Annotated in this window: 19 protein-coding genes; 16 read left to right on the forward strand and 3 right to left on the reverse strand. The window is 70.0% G+C overall.

Annotated features, from left to right (window positions below):
- Nucleotides 1-71 precede the first annotated feature (71 nt).
- On the forward strand, nucleotides 72-1,142 hold the full coding sequence (locus ACEN9J_RS28235) for an adenosine deaminase (RefSeq protein WP_413762648.1): 1,071 nt from the start codon (nucleotides 72-74) through the stop codon (nucleotides 1,140-1,142).
- On the opposite strand, the gene ACEN9J_RS28240 is transcribed toward ACEN9J_RS28235, so the two are convergent.
- On the reverse strand, nucleotides 1,097-2,416 hold the full coding sequence (locus tag ACEN9J_RS28240; RefSeq protein ID WP_413762649.1) for an MFS transporter: 1,320 nt from the start codon (nucleotides 2,414-2,416) through the stop codon (nucleotides 1,097-1,099). The two genes, ACEN9J_RS28235 and ACEN9J_RS28240, sit on opposite strands and share 46 nt — an antisense overlap.
- Before the next feature lie 83 nt (nucleotides 2,417-2,499).
- On the opposite strand from ACEN9J_RS28240, the gene ACEN9J_RS28245 reads away from it, so the two are divergent.
- The 3 genes from ACEN9J_RS28245 (at nucleotide 2,500) to ACEN9J_RS28255 (ending at nucleotide 7,058) form a co-directional block, all read left to right on the forward strand.
- Nucleotides 2,500-3,450 carry a LysR substrate-binding domain-containing protein gene (locus ACEN9J_RS28245; RefSeq protein ID WP_413762650.1) on the forward strand — a complete coding sequence of 317 codons (951 nt, stop codon included), beginning with the start codon at nucleotides 2,500-2,502 and terminating at the stop codon, nucleotides 3,448-3,450.
- 114 nt (nucleotides 3,451-3,564) lie between these two features.
- A complete protein-coding gene (locus ACEN9J_RS28250) occupies nucleotides 3,565-4,380 on the forward strand; it encodes a helix-turn-helix domain-containing protein (protein WP_261210819.1) in 816 nt (271 codons plus the stop codon).
- Between the two features lie 131 nt (nucleotides 4,381-4,511).
- Nucleotides 4,512-7,058 (forward strand): penicillin acylase family protein, encoded by a 2,547-nt coding sequence (locus ACEN9J_RS28255; protein ID WP_413762651.1) that lies wholly within the window; start codon nucleotides 4,512-4,514, stop codon nucleotides 7,056-7,058.
- A gap of 158 nt (nucleotides 7,059-7,216) precedes the next feature.
- Here the strand turns inward: ACEN9J_RS28255 and ACEN9J_RS28260 are convergent, their stop codons facing one another.
- On the reverse strand, nucleotides 7,217-8,443 hold the full coding sequence (locus ACEN9J_RS28260; RefSeq protein WP_296727908.1) for an MFS transporter: 1,227 nt from the start codon (nucleotides 8,441-8,443) through the stop codon (nucleotides 7,217-7,219).
- A 147-nt stretch (nucleotides 8,444-8,590) separates the two neighbouring features.
- Between ACEN9J_RS28260 and ACEN9J_RS28265 the strand changes: the two genes are divergently transcribed.
- The 7 genes from ACEN9J_RS28265 (at nucleotide 8,591) to ACEN9J_RS28295 (ending at nucleotide 15,698) form a co-directional block, all read left to right on the forward strand.
- A complete protein-coding gene (locus ACEN9J_RS28265; RefSeq protein ID WP_057591963.1) occupies nucleotides 8,591-8,983 on the forward strand; it encodes a carboxymuconolactone decarboxylase family protein in 393 nt (130 codons plus the stop codon).
- Between the two features lie 74 nt (nucleotides 8,984-9,057).
- Nucleotides 9,058-10,167: a BMP family ABC transporter substrate-binding protein gene (locus ACEN9J_RS28270; RefSeq protein WP_413762652.1), complete on the forward strand. Its 1,110-nt coding sequence runs from the start codon at nucleotides 9,058-9,060 to the stop codon at nucleotides 10,165-10,167.
- Nucleotides 10,168-10,431: 264 nt separating this feature from the next.
- Nucleotides 10,432-10,968 (forward strand): Rrf2 family transcriptional regulator, encoded by a 537-nt coding sequence (locus ACEN9J_RS28275; RefSeq protein ID WP_057591960.1) that lies wholly within the window; start codon nucleotides 10,432-10,434, stop codon nucleotides 10,966-10,968.
- Nucleotides 10,969-11,127: 159 nt separating this feature from the next.
- Nucleotides 11,128-12,414, forward strand: coding sequence for a guanine deaminase (gene guaD / locus ACEN9J_RS28280; protein WP_413762653.1), 1,287 nt, complete (start codon nucleotides 11,128-11,130; stop codon nucleotides 12,412-12,414).
- Between the two features lie 68 nt (nucleotides 12,415-12,482).
- Nucleotides 12,483-13,049, forward strand: coding sequence for a dCTP deaminase (dcd, locus tag ACEN9J_RS28285; protein WP_057591958.1), 567 nt, complete (start codon nucleotides 12,483-12,485; stop codon nucleotides 13,047-13,049).
- A gap of 135 nt (nucleotides 13,050-13,184) precedes the next feature.
- On the forward strand, nucleotides 13,185-14,072 hold the full coding sequence (locus tag ACEN9J_RS28290; RefSeq protein ID WP_057591957.1) for a neutral zinc metallopeptidase: 888 nt from the start codon (nucleotides 13,185-13,187) through the stop codon (nucleotides 14,070-14,072).
- A 153-nt stretch (nucleotides 14,073-14,225) separates the two neighbouring features.
- On the forward strand, nucleotides 14,226-15,698 hold the full coding sequence (locus tag ACEN9J_RS28295) for a DEAD/DEAH box helicase (protein WP_413762654.1): 1,473 nt from the start codon (nucleotides 14,226-14,228) through the stop codon (nucleotides 15,696-15,698).
- 72 nt (nucleotides 15,699-15,770) lie between these two features.
- On the opposite strand, the gene ACEN9J_RS28300 is transcribed toward ACEN9J_RS28295, so the two are convergent.
- A complete protein-coding gene (locus ACEN9J_RS28300) occupies nucleotides 15,771-17,309 on the reverse strand; it encodes a PLP-dependent aminotransferase family protein (protein WP_057591955.1) in 1,539 nt (512 codons plus the stop codon).
- 149 nt (nucleotides 17,310-17,458) lie between these two features.
- On the opposite strand from ACEN9J_RS28300, the gene ACEN9J_RS28305 reads away from it, so the two are divergent.
- The 5 genes from ACEN9J_RS28305 (at nucleotide 17,459) to ACEN9J_RS28325 (ending at nucleotide 23,066) form a co-directional block, all read left to right on the forward strand.
- Nucleotides 17,459-17,860, forward strand: coding sequence for a nuclear transport factor 2 family protein (locus ACEN9J_RS28305; RefSeq protein WP_057591954.1), 402 nt, complete (start codon nucleotides 17,459-17,461; stop codon nucleotides 17,858-17,860).
- Nucleotides 17,861-17,868: 8 nt separating this feature from the next.
- Complete coding sequence (locus tag ACEN9J_RS28310; protein ID WP_413762655.1) at nucleotides 17,869-19,317, forward strand: NAD(P)/FAD-dependent oxidoreductase; 1,449 nt, start codon at nucleotides 17,869-17,871, stop codon at nucleotides 19,315-19,317.
- 211 nt (nucleotides 19,318-19,528) lie between these two features.
- Nucleotides 19,529-21,130: an ABC transporter substrate-binding protein gene (locus ACEN9J_RS28315; protein ID WP_413762656.1), complete on the forward strand. Its 1,602-nt coding sequence runs from the start codon at nucleotides 19,529-19,531 to the stop codon at nucleotides 21,128-21,130.
- Between the two features lie 12 nt (nucleotides 21,131-21,142).
- Nucleotides 21,143-22,117 (forward strand): ABC transporter permease, encoded by a 975-nt coding sequence (locus ACEN9J_RS28320; protein WP_413762657.1) that lies wholly within the window; start codon nucleotides 21,143-21,145, stop codon nucleotides 22,115-22,117.
- A 28-nt stretch (nucleotides 22,118-22,145) separates the two neighbouring features.
- Entirely contained in the window at nucleotides 22,146-23,066 is a 921-nt protein-coding gene (locus ACEN9J_RS28325) for an ABC transporter permease (RefSeq protein ID WP_057592025.1), read from the forward strand.
- The last annotated feature ends 1 nt before the right edge of the window (nucleotide 23,067 follow it).

A 23,067-nucleotide genomic window follows, 5' to 3' on the forward strand; every position in this document is an offset into this window, starting at 1 on the left:
CGGCCGCGGGCAGCCTTTATGCTCGCGCGAACGCAACGCCCCACGGCGCCCCCCATGCGCCAGACCCCACCATGACCGATTTCCGTCCCGCCGCCGACCACCTGCGCTTCGACGCCATTCCCGCCGAGCGCCTGCCCGAGCTGCTGCGCGCCATGCCCAAGGCCGAGCTGCACATGCACATCGAGGGCTCGCTCGAGCCCGAGCTGATCTTCGCGCTCGCGCAGCGCAACGGCGTGGCCATTCCCTACGCCAGCGTCGAGGAGCTGCGCCAGGCCTACGCCTTCACCAACCTGCAGAGCTTCCTCGACATCTACTACGCGGGCGCGAGCGTGCTGCTCGAGGAGCAGGACTTCTACGACATGGCCTGGGCCTACCTCGAGCGCGCCGCGGCCGACCACGTGGTCCACACCGAGATGTTCTTCGACCCGCAGACCCACACCGCGCGCGGCGTGGCGATGCAGACCGTGGTCGACGGCCTGCACCGCGCCTGCGTCGAGGCGAAATCGAAGCTGGGCGTGAGCGCCTCGCTGATCCTGTGCTTCCTGCGCCACCTGAGCGAGGAAGAGGCCTTCGAGACCCTGGAGCAGGCGCTGCCGCATCGCGACAAGTTCATCGGCGTGGGGCTCGACTCGAGCGAGGTCGGCCATCCGCCCGAGAAGTTCGCGCGTGTGTTCGCGCGCTGCCGCGAACTGGGCCTGCACCTCGTGGCCCATGCGGGCGAGGAGGGCCCGCCCGAATACGTGTGGAGCGCGCTCGACGTGCTCAAGGTGGAGCGCGTCGACCACGGCGTGCAAAGCGCGAAGGACCCGGCGCTGATGCAGCGGCTGGCCCAGGACCGTATCCCGCTGACCGTGTGCCCGCTGTCGAACCTCAAGCTGTGCGTGTTCCCCGACCTCGCGCAGCACAACCTCGGCACCCTGCTCGACGCGGGCCTGGTCGCCACGGTGAACTCCGACGACCCGGCCTACTTCGGCGGCTACATGAACCAGAACTTCACGCAGACCTTCGAGGCCACCGGCCTGAATGCGCGCCACGCCTGGCAGCTCGCGGCCAACAGCTTCGAGGGCAGCTTCATCGACGAGGCCGCCAAGCGCGCCTATGTGGAGCGGCTCAACGCCGTCTTCGCCGACTTCGGCGCCTGACAGGCACCGGCGGAAGTCGAAGGCGCGCGCGGCGCCAGCAGCGGCACCGCGACCAGCGCGCAGCCCGCCGCCGCCAGCCACACCAGCGGCCAGCCCCGCGCCGCCATCAGGTGCGGGATCGAGAACGGCGTGAGGAAGCAGACCAGGAACACGCTGGTGTTCGCCATGCCCAGCGCCGTGCCGGCGCGCGCGGCGCCGGCCAGCGTGGCGAGCTCGGTGTAGGCCACGCCGTGCCAGGCCGAGACGCAGATGCCGCTCACGCCCAGCAGCACCACCAGCGCGATGCGCAACGCCTGCGATTCGGCCGCGACCTGCGCGCCGGTGCAGAACACCAGCAGCGCGAGCAACGCGAACAGCGCCACGCTGAGGCTGGCGCAGGCGCGCAGGTAGGCCGGCCGGTTGCCGCGCCGGTCGGTCCAGCGCCCGCTCCACACGCGCATCGCCATCGCGCCGGCCTGCAGCGTGACCATGGCGGCGGTGATGGTGGCCAGGCCCGCATGGCCGAAGTCGTGCAGGAACACCGTGCCGAAGGACAGCACCGCGAACTGCGGCGCGCAGAGGATGCCGATGCCCGCGACGATGCGCCACACGCGCGCATCGCGCAGCGGGCCGGTGCCCGAAGCGGCCGGCGCGGCCGAGGGCCGTGCGGCGCGCTCGGGCGGCGGCTCGTGCACCCAGGCCCAGGCCATCCAGGCGCTGAGCGCGCACAGCAGCGCGAGCACGCCGTAGAGCGCCGCGAAGCCGAGGTGCAGCGCCAGCCACGGCAGCACCAGCGCGCCGACGGCGCCGCCCAGCGGCACGGCGGTTTGCCGGATGCTCATCGCGAGGCCGCGCTCGCCGGCCGCGAACCAGGTCATCACCGCGCGGCCGCTGGCGCCGTTGACGCTGCCGCCGAGCAGCCCGACCAGCAGCAGCCCGCCGCCGAGCAGGCCCAGGCCCGGGACGTGGCCGGCCACGGGCGCGGCCCACAGCGCCATCGCCGCCAGGGCGAGCGCGGTGGCGCCCAGGCCCAGCAGCAACACCGGGCGGTCGCCCCAGCGATCGGTCAGCAGGCCCCAGGGCAGTTCGCTGACCGCGATGCCCAGGCCCATGAGGCCGAGCACCAGGCCGAGCGTGGCGTTGTCGAGCTGGTAGCCCGAGCGCATCAGCACGGCGGTCATCGGGATGCCGCTGAAGGCGACCGAGAAGGCGGCGTTGGCCGCGACGCCCGCGCTCAGCACTTTCCAGCGGTGGCGCGGCGGGAGCGGGGAGGGGGAAGGGGCGGAATGGGTCATAGGCGACGCAGTCTCCGCGCTTGCGAAGGTTTTGAAAATCAGAAAATAATCGTCGAATCGTTCGAAAAAACAGGATGGTTGCGATGTCCCAGGTGATGTTCGATCTCGACGTGCTGCGCAGCTTCTCGACCGGCGTGGCGCTCGGCAGCTATTCGCGCGCGGCCGACCGGCTCGGTCGCTCGACCTCGGCGGTCAGCGCCCAGCTCAAGAAGCTCGAGTCGCAGGCCGGCACGGTGCTGTTCCGCAAGGCCGGCCGCGGGCTGGAGCTGACCGACGCGGGCGAGACCCTGCTGGCCTACGCGCACCGGCTGCTGGCGCTCAACGAGGAGGCGGGCGCCGCGATGCGCGGTGTCGACCTCGAGGGCTGGGTGCGCCTCGGGCTGCAGGAGGACTTCGGCGAGACGCTGCTGCCCGCGGTGCTGGGCCGCTTCGCGCGCGCCCATCCCAAGGTGCGCATCGAGGCCTGCGTGGCGCGCAGCGGCGACCTGCGCGAGCGGCTCGAGCTCGGCAAGCTCGACCTCGCGCTGGCCTGGGACGCGGGCGAGCAGCCGATCTCCGCGCATGCGCAGCGCGTGGCGCGGCTGCCGCTGCAGTGGATCGGCCCGGTCGACGCGGCGATGTGCGATGCCCCCTGGTGGAAGGAGCGCGAGCGCGGCGCGGCGGGCGCGCGCAGGACGCGGGAGCCGCTGCCGCTGGTGCTGCTCGACGCGCCCTGTCCGCTGCGCGCCATCGTCACCGACGCCCTCGATCGCGCGGGCGTGCCCTGGCGCCATGCCTTCGCGAGCAGCAGCCTGGCCGCGCTGTGGGCCGCGAGTTCGGCCGGCCTCGGCCTCTCGGTGCGCACGCCCTTCGGCCTGCCGCGCCAGGTGCGGGCCATCGACCGCACGCTGCTCGGCCTGCCCGCGCTGCCGCAGATGTCGCTGTCGCTCTATCGCGCGCAGGCGCAGGCGGAAGCGCCGGCCGCGCGGCTGGGCACCCTGCTGCTGGAGGCGGTGCGCGAGCATGTGCAGGGCGAGGGGAGCGTGCTGCACTGAGCCCGGGGTCGGGCCGACCGTCCTTCGGCGCAGTGAGGGCAATGCCTCATACCGCCTGCGCGTTGATCGCCCCAGAATGGGGCGCAGAAGACAAGAGACGAGACAAGCGGGTCCATGACCATCCCGAAGAACTTCCTGCACCTGTGGGACGACAGGTTCCTCTACATCACGCCGGCGATCCAGTCGGGCCTGACCGCGCGCTCCTCGGCCACGGTGCTGGCCTCGGTGAGCGGGCATCCGTTCATGCTCGAGGCGGCCGACGGCACGCGCACGTACTGCACCGCCGCCGTGGTGGCGCCGCACGTGGCGCGCCGGCTCGCGGTCGAGGGTTGCGGGCTGCTGTCGCTCAACATCGATCCGGCCTCGGGCGCCTACCGCATGCTCTCGCGCCAGCTCGGCGGGCACGGCATCCAGGTGTTCGATGCGCGCCGCTTCGGCCGCCTGCGCGAGGGCTTCGAGCCCGCGCAGGCCGGCGTGCTCGACGATGCCGCGCTGCAGGCGCTGAGCCGCGGCCTGGTGGAGACCATCACCGGCAGCCCCGAGCGCCGCACGCCCAACGATCCACGCATCGAGCGCGTGCTCGACGCGATCCGCCATCGCGCGGGCGCGGTGTCGCTGCGCGAGCTGTCGGCCGTGGCCTGCCTCTCGCCCGACCGGCTCACCCACCTGTTCGCGCAGCAGGTGGGCGTGTCGATCAAGCGCTATGCGCTGTGGACCAAGGTGCGGCGCACGGTGCAGCAGTTCACCGGCCAGCGCCCGCTGACCGACGTCGCGCTGACCAGCGGCTTCACCGACGCGGCCCACATGAGCCGCACCTTCAAGAGCTACTTCGGCCTCGCGCCCTCGTTCCTCGCGGGCAAGGTCGAGGTCAAGGCCGACGAGCAGGCCTCGCAGGCCTGGGGCCACGGCGCGCTCCCGATGCATTCCTGAGCGCCTGCTGAAGCGGCGCCCGCGCGGGTGCAATACAGCGGCTTCGTTCAAGCCAGCGGCCGGTGCGCTGCCTAAGCTGGCAAGGCTCCATCAAGAGAGCATCACCAGAGCATTCACAGGAGACATCCGACATGAGACAAGACAATCCGCGCGGCCGGAGGCGGCCGCTCGCCCTCGCATTCACGGCCACCTCGCTGGCCGCGGCAGCCACGCTGCTGGTCGCCTGCGGCGGCGGTGGAGGCGGCGGCGGCTTCTTCCCGATCGGACCGATCAGCCCGCCGCCGGCCGAGAACGCCACCTACAAGGCCGAGATCCGCCGCACCGCGATGGGCGTGCCGCACATCAAGGCGGACAACTGGGCCGGCGCGGGCTACGGCTACGGCTATGCGCAGGCGCAGGACGACCTGTGCACCATGGCCAACTCCTTCCTCACCTACCGCGGCGAGCGCTCGCGCTACTTCGGCGCCGACGCGCAGATCCCGTTCAGCAGCACCATCGGCCGGCCGAAGAACATCGACTCCGACTTCTTCCACAAGCACGTGATCTCGGACGACGTGGTGGCGACCATGCTCAAGCAGCAGCCCGACACGCTGATCAAGCTGGTCGAGGGCTTCGCCGCGGGCTACAACCGCTACGTGCGCGAGATCAAGGCCGGCGGCAGCGCCGGTGCGAACGCGGCCTGCCGCAACGAGGCCTGGGTGCAGCCGGTCACGCGCGAGGACATCTTCCGCCGCATGTACGCGGCCAACTTCGCGGCGGGGCTCAGCAACTTCCTGCCGAACATCGCGGGCGCCACCGCGCCGGCCGCCTCGGTCACCATGGCCCGGCGCGAGGCCGCGAAGAGCGAGCCGGCCACCCGCCTCGCCGCGGTGCGCATGCCCGAACTCCAGGTCGGCGGCCACGAGGGCGTGGGCAGCAACATGATCGGCTTCGGCACCGGCGCCACCGGCGGCGACAGCCCGCTGCTGTTCGGCAACCCGCACTGGTACTGGCGCGGCCCCGACCGCTTCTATCAGGCGCAGATCACGATTCCGGGTCAGGCCAACATCAGCGGTACTTCCTTCCTCGGCATCCCGGTGATCCTGATCGGCTTCAACAACGACGTCGCCTGGAGCCACACGGTCTCGACCGCCACCCGCTTCGGCTTCTTCGAGCTCAAGCTCGCCTCGGGCGACCCCACCAGCTACATGCGCGACGGCGCCGCGGTGAAGATGAAGGCCGCGAACATCACCGTGCAGGTGAAGCAGGACGGCGGCGGCGTGGTGCCGGTCACGCGCACCCTCTACAAGTCGGAATACGGTCCGCTGATCAACCTCGGCGCGCTCAGTCCGGCGCTGGCCTGGAGCCAGACCACGGCCTACGCGATCCGCGACATCAACGCCGACAACTTCCGGCTGTTCCGCAACTGGCACCGCTGGAACACAGCCAAGTCGCTCGACGAGTTCATCGCGATCCAGAAGGAGGAGGTCGCGATCCCCTGGGTCAACACTGTGGCCGTGGGCCGTGGCGCGGCCAAGGCCTGGTATGCCGACATCGGCGCGATCCCGAACGTGTCGCCCGCGCAGATGACCGACTGCACCACGCCCACCGGCCAGATGCTCAATGCCGGCGTGGCCTCGCTCGCGCGCGTGCCGGTGTTCGACGGCTCGCGCAGCGCCTGCGACTGGCAGACCGACGCCGACTCGCCGCAAAAGGGCGTGATCGGTGCCTCGCGCCTGCCGAACCTGCAGCGCGACGACTACGTGGCCAACATGAACGACAGCTACTGGCTCGCCAACCCGAAGGCGCCGATGACCGGCTATCCGCCGATCATGGGCCCGGCCGGCACCAGCCCCGTGAGCTTCCGCACCCGCATGGGCAACCTGCTGGCGCAGGGGCGCATCGACGGCGGCGACGCCTACGGCGCCAAGGGCGCGACCGCCGACACGGTCAAGCGCATGGTGCTCAACAGCCGGGCGCTGACGGCCGAGCTGTTCAAGGACCAGGCGCTGGCGATGGTGTGCACCGGCCCGACGGTGTCGGTGTCGAAGGACCCGGCGACCGGCGACGCGATCGGACCGACGGTGGACGTCAGCGCCGCCTGCGCGGCGCTGCGTGCCTGGGACAACACCGGCACCGTGGCCTCGCGCGGCGCGCACGTCTGGGACGAGTTCTGGAACCGTGCCTCGCTGCTGCCGGCCGCCACGCTCTACGACGTGGCCTTCGACCCGGCCGATCCGATCCACACGCCGCGCGACCTCAAGAGCAGCGCCGCCGTCGCGCTGCGCGAAGCCCTCGGTGCCGCGGCGGCGCGGGTGCAGGCCAGCGGTTTCGCGGCCGATGCCAAGCGCGGCGACGTGCTGTTCGCAACGCGCAGCGGCGAGAAGATCCCGCTGTACGGTGGCTGCGGCGGCCCGGGCTACTTCACCATCGCCTGCTCGGACAACCGGCTCGACAAGGGCGGCTATTCGATGGACAACGACCCGAACGGCAACAGCTACATGCAGATCGTGCGTTTCCCGGCCGGCGGCGTGGAGGCCCATACCTTCCTGACCTTCTCGCTGTCGGACGACCCGGCCTCGGCGCACAACGCCGACTACACCCGCGCCTACAGCGCCGGGCAGTGGCTCAAGGTGCCGTTCTCCGAAGCCGAGATCCAGGCCGATGCGGCGCTGAAGACCAGTTCGATCAGCGAATGAGCGAATGAGCGAGTGAGGCGCGGGACGCCGTTCGTCGGAACAGCCACGAAAGGTTGAACTTCGGCGAACGGGCCCGCTCCCAACCTTCACTGCGTTGCCGAGGTGCGGGCCCCAAAGCCCCGCCTCGGTTTTTTTATGGGCGCGCGATCGCCACCCGCTCAGCGCCGCTTGGCGGCCCAGTTCCACGCCGCGCCCGCCGCCATCAGCACGCAGGTGCCGAGGAACACCGCGCGCATGCCGATGTGGCCGCCCACGAAGCCTCCGAGCAGCGGCCCCGCGACCTGGCCCGTGTACTGGGCCGAGGTCGAGTAGCCGAGCATGTTGCCGGCCACGCGCTCGGGCACGTTGTGGCGGATCACGCTCGCGATGCAAGGCAGGAGGCCGCCGAGCGACAGCCCCATCAGGAAGCGCAGCACCACGAGCTGCCAGCCCGAGGTCACGAAGGCCTGCGGGATCAGCAGCAGCGCCGACACCGCGAGGCAGCCCACGATTACGTTCCAGTGGCCCACGCGGTCGGCCAGCTTGCCCAGCCGCGAGGCCGACAGGATGCTGCCGAGCGCGGCGGCCGACATCACGAAGCCGGCCATCATGGTCACGCGGTCCGGGTCCTCGACCAGCGTCGCCACGTAGACCGTGATGATCGGCTCGATCGACATGTTGGCGAGCATCAGCAGCATGCCGGTGAACAGCATCGCGACCAGCGGCCCCTTGTCGGGCACCGCGGCCCAGCCGGCGCCGGCGTCGCCGCCCTTGGCCGCGGCGGCGCGAGGCTTCTTCTCCTCGCGGATCAGGAAGGCCGTGGCGAGGAAGGCCACGAAGATGATCGCGCCGGCCGCGAAGAAGGTGGCGCGGATGCCGATCAGCGGCGGCAGCGCGCCGCCGACCAGCGGCCCCACGAGGTTGCCGGCCATGATCGCCGAGGACATCGTGCCCAGTGCCCAGCCGGTGCGGTCCTTGGGCGTCTGCGTGGCGACCAGCACCATCGAGCCCGAGGCGTAGCCGCCGAGCAGGCCCGCGAGCAGCCGCAGCCCGACCAGCTGCCAGACGTTGCCGGCCACGCCGATCAGCGCCATCGCCACCGCCATGCCGAGGCTGGCGCGGATCAGCATCGGCTTGCGCCCGTAGCGGTCGGCCAGCCAGCCCCACAGCGGCGCCACCAGCGCCGCGCTGAGGAAGGTCGCGCCATAGGCCGCGCCCGACCACTGCACGATGGCCGCATGGTCCTTCACGCCGAGCTGCTCCACGTACAGCGGCAGGAAGGGCAGCAGCAGCGTCATCGCCACGATGGTGGTGAAGGAGCCGAACATGCAGACGACCAGGTTGCGTCGCCAGTGGGTGGAATGCGTGAACGCGGCGGTGGAGGAGGGCTGTGCGTCGGTCGTCATGGGGTGGCGGAATTGTCCCGCCGCCCGCGCGCCCTGGCGCCTGCCGATTGGCGGCGGCAGCCATCGCGGCTGTGCACGGGTGGCGGCGCGGCCGCGCGGCTTTCGCTCTAATGGGCGTCCGGCCACAGACACCCAGGAGAACACCGCATGAAACCCCAGCCCATCGAATACGCGAACGCCCCGGACGAGGTCCGCGCCGTGTTCGACGACATCAAGGCCACGCGCAACGTGCCCGACGTCAACAACTTCTGGAAGTACCTCGCGAACGACCCCGCCACCTTGCGGCGCACCTGGTCCAGCCTCAAGGAGGTGATGGCGCCCGGCGCGCTCGACCCGGTGGTCAAGGAGATGGTCTACCTGGCCGTGAGCGTCAGCAACGGCTGCAACTACTGCATCGCGAGCCACCACGCGGGTGCCGAGAAGGCCGGCATGACGCCGGCGATGTTCGCCGAGCTGATGGCCGTGGTCGGCATGGCCAACGAGACCAACCGGCTGGTCAACGGCTACCGGGTGCCGGTCGACCCGGCCTTCGACAAGTAGAATGCCCGCCCCTGCACCGGGCGTCCCGGCCGGTGCGGGGCTTTCTTTTGACCGGGGCCATGTAGAGGAACACCATGTACAAAAACCTCGCGGGCCGCGCCTTGGTGGCGTGGCTGACCGCCTGTTTTCTGTTGTCCGCCCACTCCCGGGCCCACTCCCAACCCCAACCCGCGCCGCCGCTGAAGATCGGCTTCGTCTATGTCACGCCGCTGACCGAGGCCGGCTGGGTGCGCCAGCACGACGAGGGCCGCAAGGCCGTGGAAGCGGCGCTCGGCGCCCGCGTCAAGACCACCTATGTCGAGAACGTGGCCGAGGGCGCCGATGCCGAGCGCGTGATCCGCGACCTCGCGCAGCAGGGCCACCGGCTGATCTTCACGCCGAGCTTCGGCTACATGGAGCCCACGCTCAAGGTGGCGCGCGACTTCCCCGAGGTGAAGTTCGAGTCGATCACCGGCTACAAGACCGCGCCCAACGTGGCGACCGCCAATGCGCGCTACTACGAGGGCCGCTACCTGGCCGGCGTGGCGGCCGGGCGCATGACGAAGAGCAACGTCGCGGGCTACGTGGCGGGTTTCCCGATTCCCGAGGTGCTGCAGGGCATCAACGCCTTCACGCTCGGCATGCGTTCGGTGAATCCGAAGGCCACCGTGCGCGTGGTCTGGCTCAACGAGTGGTTCGATCCGCCGAAGGAGCGCGACGCGGCCATGACCCTGTTCAACCAGTCGGTGGACGTGATCGCCTTCCACACCGGCTCGACCGCGGTGATGGCGGCGGCCCAGGAGCGCGGCAAGCTGGCGATCGCCTACCACTCCGACATGCGCAAGATCGCGCCCGACGCCCAGGTGGTCGCGGTCACGCACCAGTGGGGCGGCTACTACACCCAGCGCGCCCGCGCGGTGCTCGACGGCAGCTGGAAGAGCGCCAACCTCTGGGGCGGCGTGAAGGAAGGAATGATCCGGGTCGGCGATTTCGGCACCAGGGTGCCCCAGGCCGTGCAGCAGGAGGTGCTGGCGCGCCAGCAGGACATCGCGGCCGGCCGGCTGCAGCCGTTCCGCGCCGTGGCGGCCGAGGTGCGCGACAACGAGGGCCGCACCGTCATCGCCAAGGGCAGCCAGCTGTCCGACGAGCAGATCCTGCGGATGAACTGGCTGGCCGAGGGCGTGCAGGGGCGGATCGCGCGCTGAGCGGAACGCCCGTCGGCGGGTTCGGGAACCGAATGCCGTTTTTCGTGTCGGACAGGCCTATGCCGGTGTTCGGGAAGGCTTCAGTGCTTTTCCGGTGCCAAAAAGGCAGATCTTTCGCCGACAATGGCGGGATCTGCCGGTAGTCGGTCCGCGAGGCCCGATACTCCGGCGTCGAGTTTCTGGAAGAACGCATAACAACAAAGGAAGCTTCGCCCCGGGGCCGCAATGGCCTCACGTCTACAAGAAGCACGAAGGAGAGATGAGATGCGTCTCACCACCAAGGGCCGCTTTGCGGTCACCGCCATGATCGATCTGGCCCTGCACCAGACCACCGGTCCGGTCACGCTGGCTGCCATCAGCCTGCGGCAGAAGATTTCGATGTCCTATCTGGAGCAGATGTTCAGCAAGCTGCGCCGGCACGAACTGGTCGCCTCCACGCGCGGCCCGGGCGGCGGCTACTCGCTGGGCCGCAAGGCCGCCCGCATCACGGTGGCCGACATCGTGTTCGCGGTCGATGCCGCCGAAGCGGCGCCGTCCTCGGCCTCCGCGAGCGAGGAAGAAGGCGTGCGCTGCACCGCGCACGAGCTCTGGGCATCGCTCAACAGCCGCATGGTGGAGTTCCTCGATTCGGTCACGCTGCAGCACCTGATGGACGAGCAGCTCGCGCGCAACGCGACCCAGGCCAAGGCGCCCGCGGTGGTCCGTCACGCGACCTCGCGCCAGGCCGCGCCCAGCGTCGCCCGCCCGACCAACGTGCCGAACTCGGTGTTCGCGCTCGGCAAGGTGCTCGCGAAGTCCTGAGACCGCGGGCGTCGGGGTTTTCCGGCCGGGCCGCCATGGCCCGGCTTCGCCGTTTCCAGGCCCCGGCCTCGGGATAACCCGCAGGCGGCGCGCCATATAGCGCTCATACGCGCATGGAAATTGCGGCGGCGCGAGGCTGCATTACGCTCGGTCTCCACGATGAAAAAAGCCTACCGCGCCTCCCTGCTGCGCTTCGATGCCGCAGGTCTCCCCCAGTTCGACGAAGACGGCCTGCTGGTCGTCGGCCCCGATGCCGCCGGCCGCCAGCGCGTGCTCGATGCGGGCAGCCACGCCGCCGTGGCGCCGCGCCATCCCGAGGTCCACACCACGCACCTGCCGGGGCGCATCCTCGCGCCGGGCTTCGTGGACATGCACATCCATTTCCCGCAGACCGACATCATCGGTTCGCCCTCGCCGGGCCTCCTGCCCTGGCTCGAGAACTACACCTTCCCGGCCGAGAGCCGCTTCGCCGACCCGGCCCATTCGAAGGAAGTGGCCGGCTTCTTCCTCGACGAACTGCTGCGCAACGGCGTCACCACCTCGCTGACCTTCGCGACCTCGCACGTGGCCTCGGTCGATGCCTTCTTCGAGGACGCCCGGCGCCGCGGCCTGCGCATGATCACCGGCAAGGTGCTGCAGGACCGCAACTCGCCCGACGGCGTGCGCGACCGGACCGAGCAGAGCCTGATCGATTCCGAGGCGCTGATCCGCAAGTGGCACGGCGTCGACCGGCTCGGCTACGCCATCACGCCGCGCTTCGCGCCCGCGAGCACCGACGCGCAGATGCGCGGCGCCGGCGAGCTGGCCGCGAAGTACGCCGACACCTGGATCCAGTCGCACGTGGCCGAGAACCGCGACGAGGTGGCCTGGGTGCGCGAGCTGTATCCGCAGGCGCGTTCCTACCTCGACGTCTACGCCGGCTTCGGCCTGATGCGCGAGCGCGCCGTCTACGCGCACTGCATCTACCTCGACGACACCGACCGCGCGCTGCTGCGCGAGACGAAGACCGCCGCGGCCGTGAGCCCGACCAGCAACCTGTTCCTGGGCAGCGGCTTCTTCGACTTCGGCCGGGCCGACCAGGTGGGCCACCCCTACGGCCTGGCCAGCGACGTGGGCGGCGGCACCAGCTTCAGCCCCTTCCACACCATGATGGCCGCCTACTACGTGGGCCGCGAGGGCCAGACCAAGGCCGGCCTGAGCATCGCGCCCTCGGAACTCTGGTGGCGCCACACCGGCGGCGCGGCGCGCGCGCTGGGGCTCGACGGCGTGGTCGGCAACCTGCAGCCGGGCTGCGAGGCCGACTTCCTGGTGCTGAATCCCAAGGCCACGCCGCTGCTGGAGCGCAAGACCGCGCGGGCGAACGGCCTCGAGGAGCTGCTGTTCGCGCTGATCGTGCTGGGCGACGACCGGCTGGTCGAGCGCACGGTGATCTCGCAGGCTGGGTAGGCGGGGCAGGGCGGCGCTGCCTGCCGTGCCACAATTCGCGCCCGTTCCCCCCGCAGCAGCGACCGCATATGAGCATCAAGAGCGACAAATGGATCCGGCGCATGGCCGAGCAGCACGGCATGATCGAGCCCTTCGAGCCCGGCCAGGTGCGCGAGTCCGACGGCCACAAGATCATCAGCTACGGCACCTCGAGCTACGGCTACGACATCCGCTGCGCGCCCGAATTCAAGGTCTTCACGAACATCCACAGCACGGTGGTCGACCCGAAGAACTTCGACGAGAAGAGCTTCGTCGACATGCACGGCGACTACTGCATCATCCCGCCCAACAGCTTCGCGCTGGCGCGCACCGTCGAGTACTTCCGCATCCCGCGCAACGTGCTGACCATCTGCCTGGGCAAGAGCACCTATGCGCGCTGCGGCATCATCGTCAACGTCACGCCCTTCGAGCCCGAATGGGAAGGCTACGTGACGCTCGAGTTCAGCAACACCACGCCGCTGCCGGCCAAGATCTATGCGGGCGAGGGCTGCGCCCAGGTGCTGTTCTTCGAGAGCGACGAGGTCTGCGAGACCAGCTACAAGGACCGCGGCGGCAAGTACCAGGGCCAGCGCGGCGTGACGCTGCCCAAGACCTGATCCGGCGTTCGAGCGCGTCTCCGCCATGCGCGCGCGGCCTGCGCTGACGCCCGGTTACCCCGGCACGCGCCGGGGCCGCTACCATCCGGCGATCACCGGCCAAAACCCCAGCAAGAGGCCGGCAAGGAGCGTGCGATGAGATGGGAAGGCAACGAGCAATCCGACAACGTGGAAGACCGCCGCGGCGAGGGTGGCGGTGGTGGTGGCGGCGGCTTCATCGGCGGCCGCGGGATCGGCATCGGCACCATCGCCGTCGCGCTGATCGCGGGCTGGGTCTTCGGCATCAATCCGCTCACCGTGCTGAGCCTGCTCAGCGGTGGCGGCGGCCCGGCACCGGTGCAGCAGCAGCAACAGGGCCCGGCGCCCAAGCCGCCGGCCAACGACCGCGAGGCCGCCTTCGTCAGCACCGTGCTGCGCAACACCGAGGTGGTCTGGAGCGACATCTTCCAGAAGAACGGCGGTACCTACCACGCGCCGCGCCTCGTGCTGTTCCGCGGCGCCACGCCCACGGCCTGCGGCACCGGCGAATCGGCCATGGGGCCGTTCTACTGCCCGGGCGACAAGAAGGTCTACATCGACCTCGGCTTCTACGACACGCTCAAGAACCAGCTCGGCGCGCCGGGCGAGTTCGCGCAGGCCTATGTGATCGCGCACGAGGTCGGCCATCACGTGCAGGACGAGCTCGGCATCACGGCCAAGGTCGACGGCATGCGCCGGCGCCTGAGCCAGAGCCAGAACAACGCGATGAGCGTGCGCGTCGAGCTGCAGGCCGACTGCTTCGCGGGCATCTGGGCGCACCACTCGCAGGAGTCGAAGAAGTGGCTCGACCCGGGCGACATCGAGTCCGCGATGAATGCCGCGCAGAAGATCGGCGACGACGCCCTGCAGCGCTCCGCGGGGCGCGCGGTGGTGCCCGACAGCTTCACGCACGGTACCAGCGCGCAGCGCCAGCGCTGGTTCGGAACCGGCTATCAAACGGGCAGCGTGCAGGCCTGCGACACCTTCAACGCGCGCAACCTCTGATGGTTGCACACGATTGCCTGACAGCGCGACATCTTGGACCGCGCGCCAGTGCTACGTTGTTTGCTATTGAATAAATAGCAATGCCGTGAAAGCGGACGTTGTCATCGCGCGGTCACTGCCGTTTTTTGCGGCAGTGCGACAATAGCGGGCTCAATGACAAGTTCCTTCTCCAACCTATCGCTGGCGGCTCCGCTGGCGCGTGCCGTGGCCGAAATGGGCTACGAGACCATGACGCCGATCCAGGAGCAGGCCATTCCGGTCGTGCTTTCGGGCCAGGACGTGATGGGCGCAGCGCAGACCGGCACCGGCAAGACCGCGGCGTTCTCGCTGCCCCTGCTGCAGCGCATGCTCAAGCACGAGAACGCCTCCACCTCGCCCGCGCGGCATCCGGTGCGGGCCCTCGTGCTGTTGCCCACGCGCGAACTCGCCGACCAGGTGGCGCAGCAGATCAAGCTCTATGCCAAGTACACCAACCTGCGCAGCACGGTGGTGTTCGGCGGTATCGACATGAAGCCGCAGACGCTGGAGTTGAAGAAGGGCGTCGAGGTGCTGGTGGCCACGCCGGGCCGGCTGCTCGACCACATCGAGGCCAAGAACGCGGTGCTCAACCAGGTCGAGTACGTGGTGCTCGACGAGGCCGACCGCATGCTCGACATCGGCTTCCTGCCCGACCTGCAGCGCATCCTCAGCTACCTGCCCAAGCAGCGCACCACGCTGCTGTTCTCGGCCACCTTCTCGCCCGAGATCAAGCGCCTGGCCGGCAGCTACCTGCAGAACCCGGTGACCATCGAGGTGGCGCGTCCCAACGAGACCGCCTCCACCGTCGAGCAGCACTTCTACAGCGTGTCCGACGACGACAAGCGCCGCGCGCTCAAGCAGATCGTGCGCCAGCGCGGCATCACACAGGCCTTCGTGTTCGTCAACAGCAAGCTGGGCTGCGCCCGGCTCGCGCGCACGCTCGAGCGCGACGGCCTGCGCACCTCGGCGCTGCATGGCGACAAGAGCCAGGACGAGCGCCTGAAGGCGCTTGCCGCCTTCAAGGCCGGCGAGGTCGACCTGCTGGTGTGCACCGACGTCGCGGCCCGCGGCCTCGACATCAAGGACGTGCCCGCGGTCTTCAACTTCGACATCCCGTTCAACGCCGAGGACTACGTGCACCGCATCGGCCGCACGGGCCGTGCCGGCGCCTCGGGCCTGGCCGTGAGCTTCGCGAGCGGCGGCAACGATGCGCGCCTGGTGGCCGACATCGAGAAGCTGATCAAGAAGAAGATCGAGCTCGAGCCGGTCGAGTTCGAGGAAGACCGCCCGCGCGGCCGCATCAACGACGGCCGCCGCCACTGGCGCGAAGAGGGCGAGGCCGGCGATGCGCGCGACGTGCTCGACCAGCCGCGCGAACGTGGCTACGGCAGCGATGCGCGGCGCGGCGGCGGACGCCCGCACCGCGCGCCCTCGGCGCCGCGCGATCCCTTCTTCGACAAGCCCTACGAGCCCGGCACCAGCAACAGCGAGGCCGCGCCGGCCTGGGAAGCCGCGGCCAAGGCCGCGCCCGCGCGCACCGGCGTGTCGAGCAACATCAAGAGCAAGCGCAAGATCGCGGCGCTGTTCAAGACGCCCGAGCCGAGCTGATCGGTTCGCCGATCGCCCAGCAACGAGGCCGCGCATGTCGCGGCCTTTTTCATGGGCGCTTTTTCAGCTTCTTCAGTGCGTGCGCCCGCCCGCGGGACGGCGCTCGCCGCGCGCGGCCGCGAGCTCTTCCACCGCCAGCCCCAGCGCGCGGATGCCGGCCGAGATCTGCGCCGCCGGTATCGACGACAGCCGCAGCCTGAAGAAGGGGCACGGATAGGGCGGCTTCGCGAAGAACACGTCGCCGGCCTCGATCAGCACGCCGTGGCTGCGCGCCATCAGCGACAGCTCGCCCGCGTCGACCCAGGCCGGCGCGCGCACCCACAGCGACGCGCCGCCCTGCGGCAGCCTGAACTCGAAATCGGGCAGGTGGTCGCGCAGCGCCTGCGCCGCCAGCGCGAGCCGTTCCTGCATCGCGTGGTTCACGCGCCGCGCATGCGACTCGTGATGGCCCAGCGAGAGGAACAGCGCATAGGCATGCTGCAGGAACGCGCTCGGATGCCGCACCATCGCATGACGGATGGCGCGCAGCTCCTTGATCAGCGCGCGCGGCGCGACGATGAAGCCCAGCCGCAGCGCGGGCGACAGGCTCTTCGATACCGAGCCCACGTAGATCACGCGTCCGGTCTTGTCCAGGCTCTTGAGCGCCGGCATCGGCGTGCCCTCGTAGAGGTTCTCGGCCTCGTAGTCGTCCTCGATGATCACGAAGTCCTGCAGCTCGGCCTTGCGCAGCAGCCATTGGCGGCGCTCCAGGCTCAGGGTGGCGGTGGTCGGGCTCTGGTGCGAGGGCGTGACGAACAGGTAGTCGGCCGCGGGCAATGCATCGACCACCAGCCCGTCTTCATCGACCGCCACCTCCACCCACCTGGGCTGGCGCAGCGAGAAGCTGTTGCGCGCATGCGGATGGCCGGGCTCCTCGAGGCCCACGCGCGTGTGGGTGTCGAACAGCGTGTCGGCCAGCAGGTAGTAGGCATGCTGCGCGCCGAGCGTGACGATGATCTCCTCCTTGAGCGCGAACACGCCGCGCTTGGGCAGCAGGCGCGTGCGGATCTGCTCGATCAGGTCGGGCACGTCGTCGGTCTCGAAGTCGGGCGTCCAGTGCTGCAGCTGCGAGCGCGCCAGGCTGCGCGCGCAGCACTCGCGGAAGTCCTCGGTCGGAAACAGCAGCGGGTCGTGCTGGCCGTAGACGAAGGGATAGGGATAGTCGCGCCAGCGCTCGGGCTTGGACAGCGTGGGCTGGTCCACCAGCGAGCGCAGCACGCGCTGCGACCAGTCGGGCGGCTGGCCCGACTGCCCGCTGCGTCCCACCAGCGGTTCGGCCGGCGCCGCCGCGGGCGGGCGCGCATTGCGCGCCACGAACACGCCGCTGCGCGGACGCGCCTCGAGAAAGCCCTCGTCGATCAGCTGCAGGTAGGCCGAGGTCACGGTGTTGCGGCTCAGGCCCAGCAGCACCGCGAGCTCGCGCGAGGAGGGCAGCGACGCGCCCGGGCTCAGGTGGTCCTCGAGGATGGCCTGCACCACCGCGGCGCGCAGCCGCGCCTGCAGCGGCAGCGCGGGCTGGTCGGGCAGCGCGAAGAGCTGCGCCCACTGGGTGGCTCGGGGATGGCTTGCCATGGTCGCCGCAGTTTAGGGCAGGCCTCTGGCGAGCGCGCATGCCGGTGCGCTCTGGCTCGGTCGAATCCCCGCATCTGGCCCTATCGCGCGTCCCGCCCGCTGCCTACCCTCGGCTCCATTCATTCCCCAAAGACTTCAATCCGAGCGCCATGTCCTCTTCTTTCCCGCCCGTGACCACCGACACCCTCGCCGCCTTCAGCGCGGCCTGGAACCGCCACGACATCGATGCGCTGATGAGCTTCATGAGCGACGACTGCGTGTTCCAGACCGCCGCCGGCCCCGATGCCTGCGGCACCCGCCACACGGGCACCGAGGCCGTGCGCAAGGCCTTCGCGGCCGCCTGGCAGGCCGTGCCCGACGCGCAGTGGATCGACGGCGTGCATTTCGTGCACGGCGACTTCGGCACCTCGCAGTGGACCTTCACCGGCACCGCCGCCGACGGCAGCCGCATCGAGACCGATGGCATCGACGTCTTCACCTTCAAGGACGGGAAGATCCAGCTCAAGAACGTGTTCCGCAAGGCAAGGCCGAACCTGCCCGCGGCCAAGTAGACAAGGCCATGACGACCGGTACCGCCACGCACTTCGCTTCCGCCGAGCCCGTGCCCGCCACGCCCTCGCGGCCCTACGACCCGCGCTACGACCCGCTGCTCGCGCCCGACCCCGGCGCCGGCCGCGCCTATGCGCCCACCTGGTGGGTTGCGAGCGCGGGCACGCCGCCCGAGGACGACGGCCCGCTGGTGCAGGACATCGACGTCGACGTGGCGATCGTGGGCTCGGGCGCCACCGGCATGTCGACCGCGCTCTACCTCGCGCAGGAGCACGGCATCCGCGCCACCGTGCTCGAGGCCAACCAGGCGGCCTGGGGCTGCTCGAGCCGCAGCGGCGGCCAGGGCCAGAACGCCAGCGGCCGCCTCAAGCGCTCGCAGTGGATCGCGCGCTGGGGCCTCGATACCGCGAAGAAGCTCGACGCCGAGATCCGCGCGGGCTTCGAGAACTTCAAGGCGCTCGCGCAGCAGATCGACTGCGATGCCTTCGACGGCGGCCACCTCTACCTCGCGCACCGCCGCGAGAAGCTGCCGGTGCTCGCCGCCGAGGCCGCGCTGATGCGCGACACCTTCGGCTATGCCACGCGCATGATGAGCGCCGAGGAAGTGCGCAGCGACTACTGCGACGAGCGCGAGACCGTGGGCGCGATGTTCGAGGCCGAGGGCGTGGGCATCCATCCGCTGAAGTTCACCTTCGGGCTGCTGCGGCGCGCACGCGCGCTCGGCGTGAAGGTCCACACCTCGAGCCCGGTGCAGGGCTGGCAGACCATCGACGGCGTGCACCACCTGCGCACGCCCGGCGGCACGGTGCGCGCGCGCCGCGTGGCGGTGTGCACCGGCGGCTACACGGGCCAGGCGCTGAGCCCGCTGTTGAAGAACCGCGTGATGCCGATCCTCTCGAACTCGGTGGTCACGCGCGAGCTCACCGAGGCCGAGCTCAAGGCCACCAACTTCCGCTCCAAGACCTTCCTCACCGACACGCGCACGCTGCGCTTCTACTACCGGCTGCTCGAGGGCAACCGGCTGCAGATCGGCAGCCGCAGCTCGGTCAGCGGCGCCGATGCCGAGGCGCCGGTGCACCTGAAGCTGCTCACCGACGCGATCGCGCGCAAGTTTCCGCCGCTCGCCAACATCCGCATCGACCACTCGTGGTGGGGCTGGGTCGACATGAGCCACGACATGATGCCGCGCATCACGCAGCCCGATGCGTCGAAGAAGATCTGGTACGCGGTGGGCTATGGCGGCAACGGCGTCTCGTTCTCGACCTGGGCCGGCAAGCGCCTGGCCGAGCGCATCGCGGGCCGCGATGCGGGCCGCGAGGTGTTCGAGCTGCCGATCTACGACTCGCCGCTGCCCTTCCCCAACGTGATGGGCCTGGTCGAGTCGCAGGCCTTCGCGCCGTTCCGCCGCATGGGCCAGCGCATGCTCTACAAGTGGTACTGGCTCAAGGACGAGAAGTAGCGCGCGCCGGCACCAGCGCGCTCCCGCATCCGGTGCGCCTTCCCGCAAACGGCGCATCGCACGCCGCACAACGGGGCAAACCCGCAGCGTCTGGCCCTGCGGATCGGTGCCACGTGGCTCTTCGTGGCACCTGCTCGCGGGCCTATCGTCGATCTCGTCGGCGCCGCACCGCGCGCCGCTTCATCTTCGAGTAGCCATCCAGAGGTCCCGCATGCCGTTTCCGCTCTCCCGCTTCACGCGCCGTGTCACCCTGTTGTCGGCGGCCTCGCTGGCCGCGCTCGCGCTGTGCTCCCTGCCCGCCGCCGCGCAAGAACCCAAGCGTGGCGGCACGCTGGTGATCGGCAGCACGCAGACGCCGCGCCACCTCAACGGCGCCGTGCAGTCGGGCATCGCCACTGCGCTGCCCTCGGCGCAGATCTTCGCGAGCCCGCTGCGCTTCGACGACAAGTGGAACCCGCAGCCCTACCTGGCCGAATCGTGGAAGCTCGCCGACGACGCGAAGTCGCTCACGCTCAACCTGCGCAAGAACGCCGTGTTCCACGACGGCAAGCCCATCACCTCGGCCGACGTCGCGTTCTCGATCATGGCCATCAAGGCCAACCATCCCTTCACCACCATGCTGGGCCCGGTCGAGAAGGTCGACACGCCCGATCCCTACACCGCCATCATCCGCATGAGCGCGCCGCATCCGGCGATCGTGCTCGCGATGTCGCCCGCGCTGTGCCCGATCCTGCCCAAGCACATCTACGGCGACGGCACCGACCTCAAGAACCATCCGCGCAACAGCACCGACGTGGTCGGCTCGGGCCCGTTCCGCGTCACGGAGTTCAAGCCCTCGCAGCGCATCGTGATGGAGCGCTTCGACAAGTTCTTCCTGCCCAGCAAGCCCTACCTCGACAAGGTCATCGTGAGCATCACGCCCGACATGGCGAGCCTGGTGCTCGGCGTGGAGCGTGGCGACATCCAGATGCTGCCCTTCGCGACCCTGCCCACCGACCTCAAGCGCTTCGCCAGCGATCCGCGCGTGTCGCTCACGCCCAAGGGCTACGACGGCATCGGCCCGCTCAACTGGCTGGCCTTCAACACCGCGAAGAAGCCGCTGTCCGACCTGCAGGTGCGCAAGGCGATCGCGCACTCGATCGACAAGAACTTCATCACCAAGGCGCTGATGGGCGGCTTCGCCACCGTGTCCGACGGCCCGCTGGTGGCCAGCAGCCCGTTCGCGGTCAACGACCTGGTGCGCTATCCGCTCGACCTCAAGAAGGCCGGCGAGATGCTCGATGCCGCGGGCTACAAGGCCGGCGCCAACGGCGAGCGCTTCAAGCTCACCATCGACTACCTGCCCGGCGGCGACGACCAGCAGAAGAACGTGGCCGAGTACGTGCGCGGCCAGCTCAAGAAGGTGGGCATCACGGTGGAGGTGCGCGCCTCGGCCGACTTCCCGGCCTGGGCCAAGCGGCTGGCCACGCACGACTTCGACATGTCGATGGACGCGGTCTTCAACTGGGGCGATCCGATCATCGGCGTGCACCGCACCTACCTGTCGACCAACATCAAGCCCATCGTCTGGACCAACACCCAGTCCTATGCCAACCCGAAGGTCGACGAGCTGCTCAACACCGCCGGCGGCCTGACCGACCCGACGCAGCGCAAGGCCTACTACGCCACCTTCCAGAAGATCGTGACCGACGAGCTGCCGATCGAGTTCATCAACCAGGTGCCCTACCACACGATCACCAGCAAGAAGGTCGGCAACGTGCCCACCACCATCTGGGGACCGCTGTCGCCGCTCGACGAGGTCTACCTCAAGTAAGGCGGGGCGCACATGGGCATGCTCCGCTACGCCGCCTCGCGCCTGCTGCAGGGCCTCGCCCTGGTGCTCGCGGTGGTGGTGCTGAACTTCGTGCTGGTGCACGCGGCACCGGGCGATCCGGTCGAGACCATCGCGGGCGCGAGCGGCGGCATGTCACCCGAGCTCATGGCCGAGCTGCGCACGCAGTACGGCCTCGACCGGCCGCTGCCGGTGCAGCTCGGCGTCTACCTCGGCAAGGTGCTGCGCGGCGACCTCGGCTATTCCTACTTCTTCAACCTGCCGGTCACGCAGATGATCGCCGAGCGCGTGCCCGCGACCTTGCTGCTGGTGCTGAGTTCGGTGCTGCTGGCCTTCATCGTCGGCACGGCGCTCGGCGTGCTGTCCTCGCGCCGGCCCAACGGGCTGCTGTCGCAGTTCATCACCGTGCTGTCGCTGGTGGGCTTCGCGGCGCCGGTGTTCTGGATCGGCATCATGCTGGTGATCCTGCTGGCCTCGGTGTTCCCGATCCTGCCGGTGGCCGGCATGCGCTCCATCGACGCCACCGGCGGCGGCCTGGCCGACGTGCTCGACGTCGCGCACCACCTGGTGCTGCCCACGATCACGCTGAGCCTGGTCTATCTCGCGCAGTACAGCCGGCTCGCGCGTTCGTCGATGCTCGACGTGCTCGGATCCGACTTCATCCGCACCGCGCGCGCCAAGGGCCTGGCCGAGCGCGTGGTGCTCTACAAGCATGCGCTGCGCAACGCGCTGCTGCCGGTGGTGACGGTGCTCGGGCTGCAGTTCGGCAACGTGCTCGCGGGCGCGATCCTGGTCGAGACCGTCTTCAACTGGCCGGGGCTCGGCCGCCTGGCCTTCGACTCGGTGCTGCGGCGTGACTACCCGACCATCCTCGGCGTGCTGCTGTTCTCCTCCATCGTGGTGGTGGTGATGAACCAGCTCACGGACCTCTGCTACCGCCTGATCGATCCGCGCATCAAGACCGCGTGACGCCTCCCCGATGAATGCGACCTCCACGATGACCCTCGACCCAGACCCGGCGCCCGCCGCGAAGCCGGTGGCGCCCGCGCGCACGAGCGCCACCGCCGGCCCGCGCGCCGAACACCCCGGCATCGAGGCCGCGCGCATGTTCCTGCGCAACCCCGCGGCCATCGCCGGCATGGTGCTGCTGCTGATCGTGCTCGCGGTCGCGATCGCCGGTCCCTGGCTCTATCCGGCCGATCCCTTCGAGATCAAGGCCGCGCCGCTCACGCCGCCGTTCAGCGAGGAGGCCTGGCTCGGCAGCGACTACCTCGGGCGCGATGTGCTCACCGCGCTGATCTACGGCGGCCGCGCCACCCTGCTGGTGGGCGCGGTGGCGGCGCTGCTGTCGGTGCTGATCGGCATCACGCTCGGCGCCTTCGCCGGCTACTACGGCGGCAAGGTCGACGCGGTGCTGATGAAGATCACCGAGTTCTTCCAGGTGCTGCCCGCGCTGCTGTTCGCGATGGTGGTGGTGACGCTGTTCTCGCCCACGCTGGTCACGGTCACGCTGGCCATCGGCGTCGTGAGCTGGACCGGCACCGCGCGGCTCACGCGCGCCGAGTTCCTCAAGTACCGGGGGCTGGAGTTCGTGCGCGCCGAGCGCGCCATCGGCGCGCGCGACGCCCGCATCATCTGGAAGGTGATCCTGCCCAATGCGCTGCCGCCGCTGGTGGTGTCGGCCACCCTGGCGATCGGCGCGGCGATCCTGTTCGAGGCCGGCCTGTCCTTCCTCGGCCTGGGCGACCCGAACCAGATGAGCTGGGGCCTGATGATCGGCTCGAGCCGCCAGTACGTGCTGTCGTGCTGGTGGGCCGTGGCCTTTCCCGGCGCCGCGATCTTCGTCACCGTGCTCGCGGTCAGCCTGATCGGCGACGGGCTCAACGATGCCCTCAACCCCAAGCTGAGGGAGCGCTGAG

It is taken from the genome of Variovorax sp. Varisp41, assembly GCF_047325085.1.
Classification (GTDB): Bacteria; Pseudomonadota; Gammaproteobacteria; order Burkholderiales; family Burkholderiaceae_C; genus Variovorax.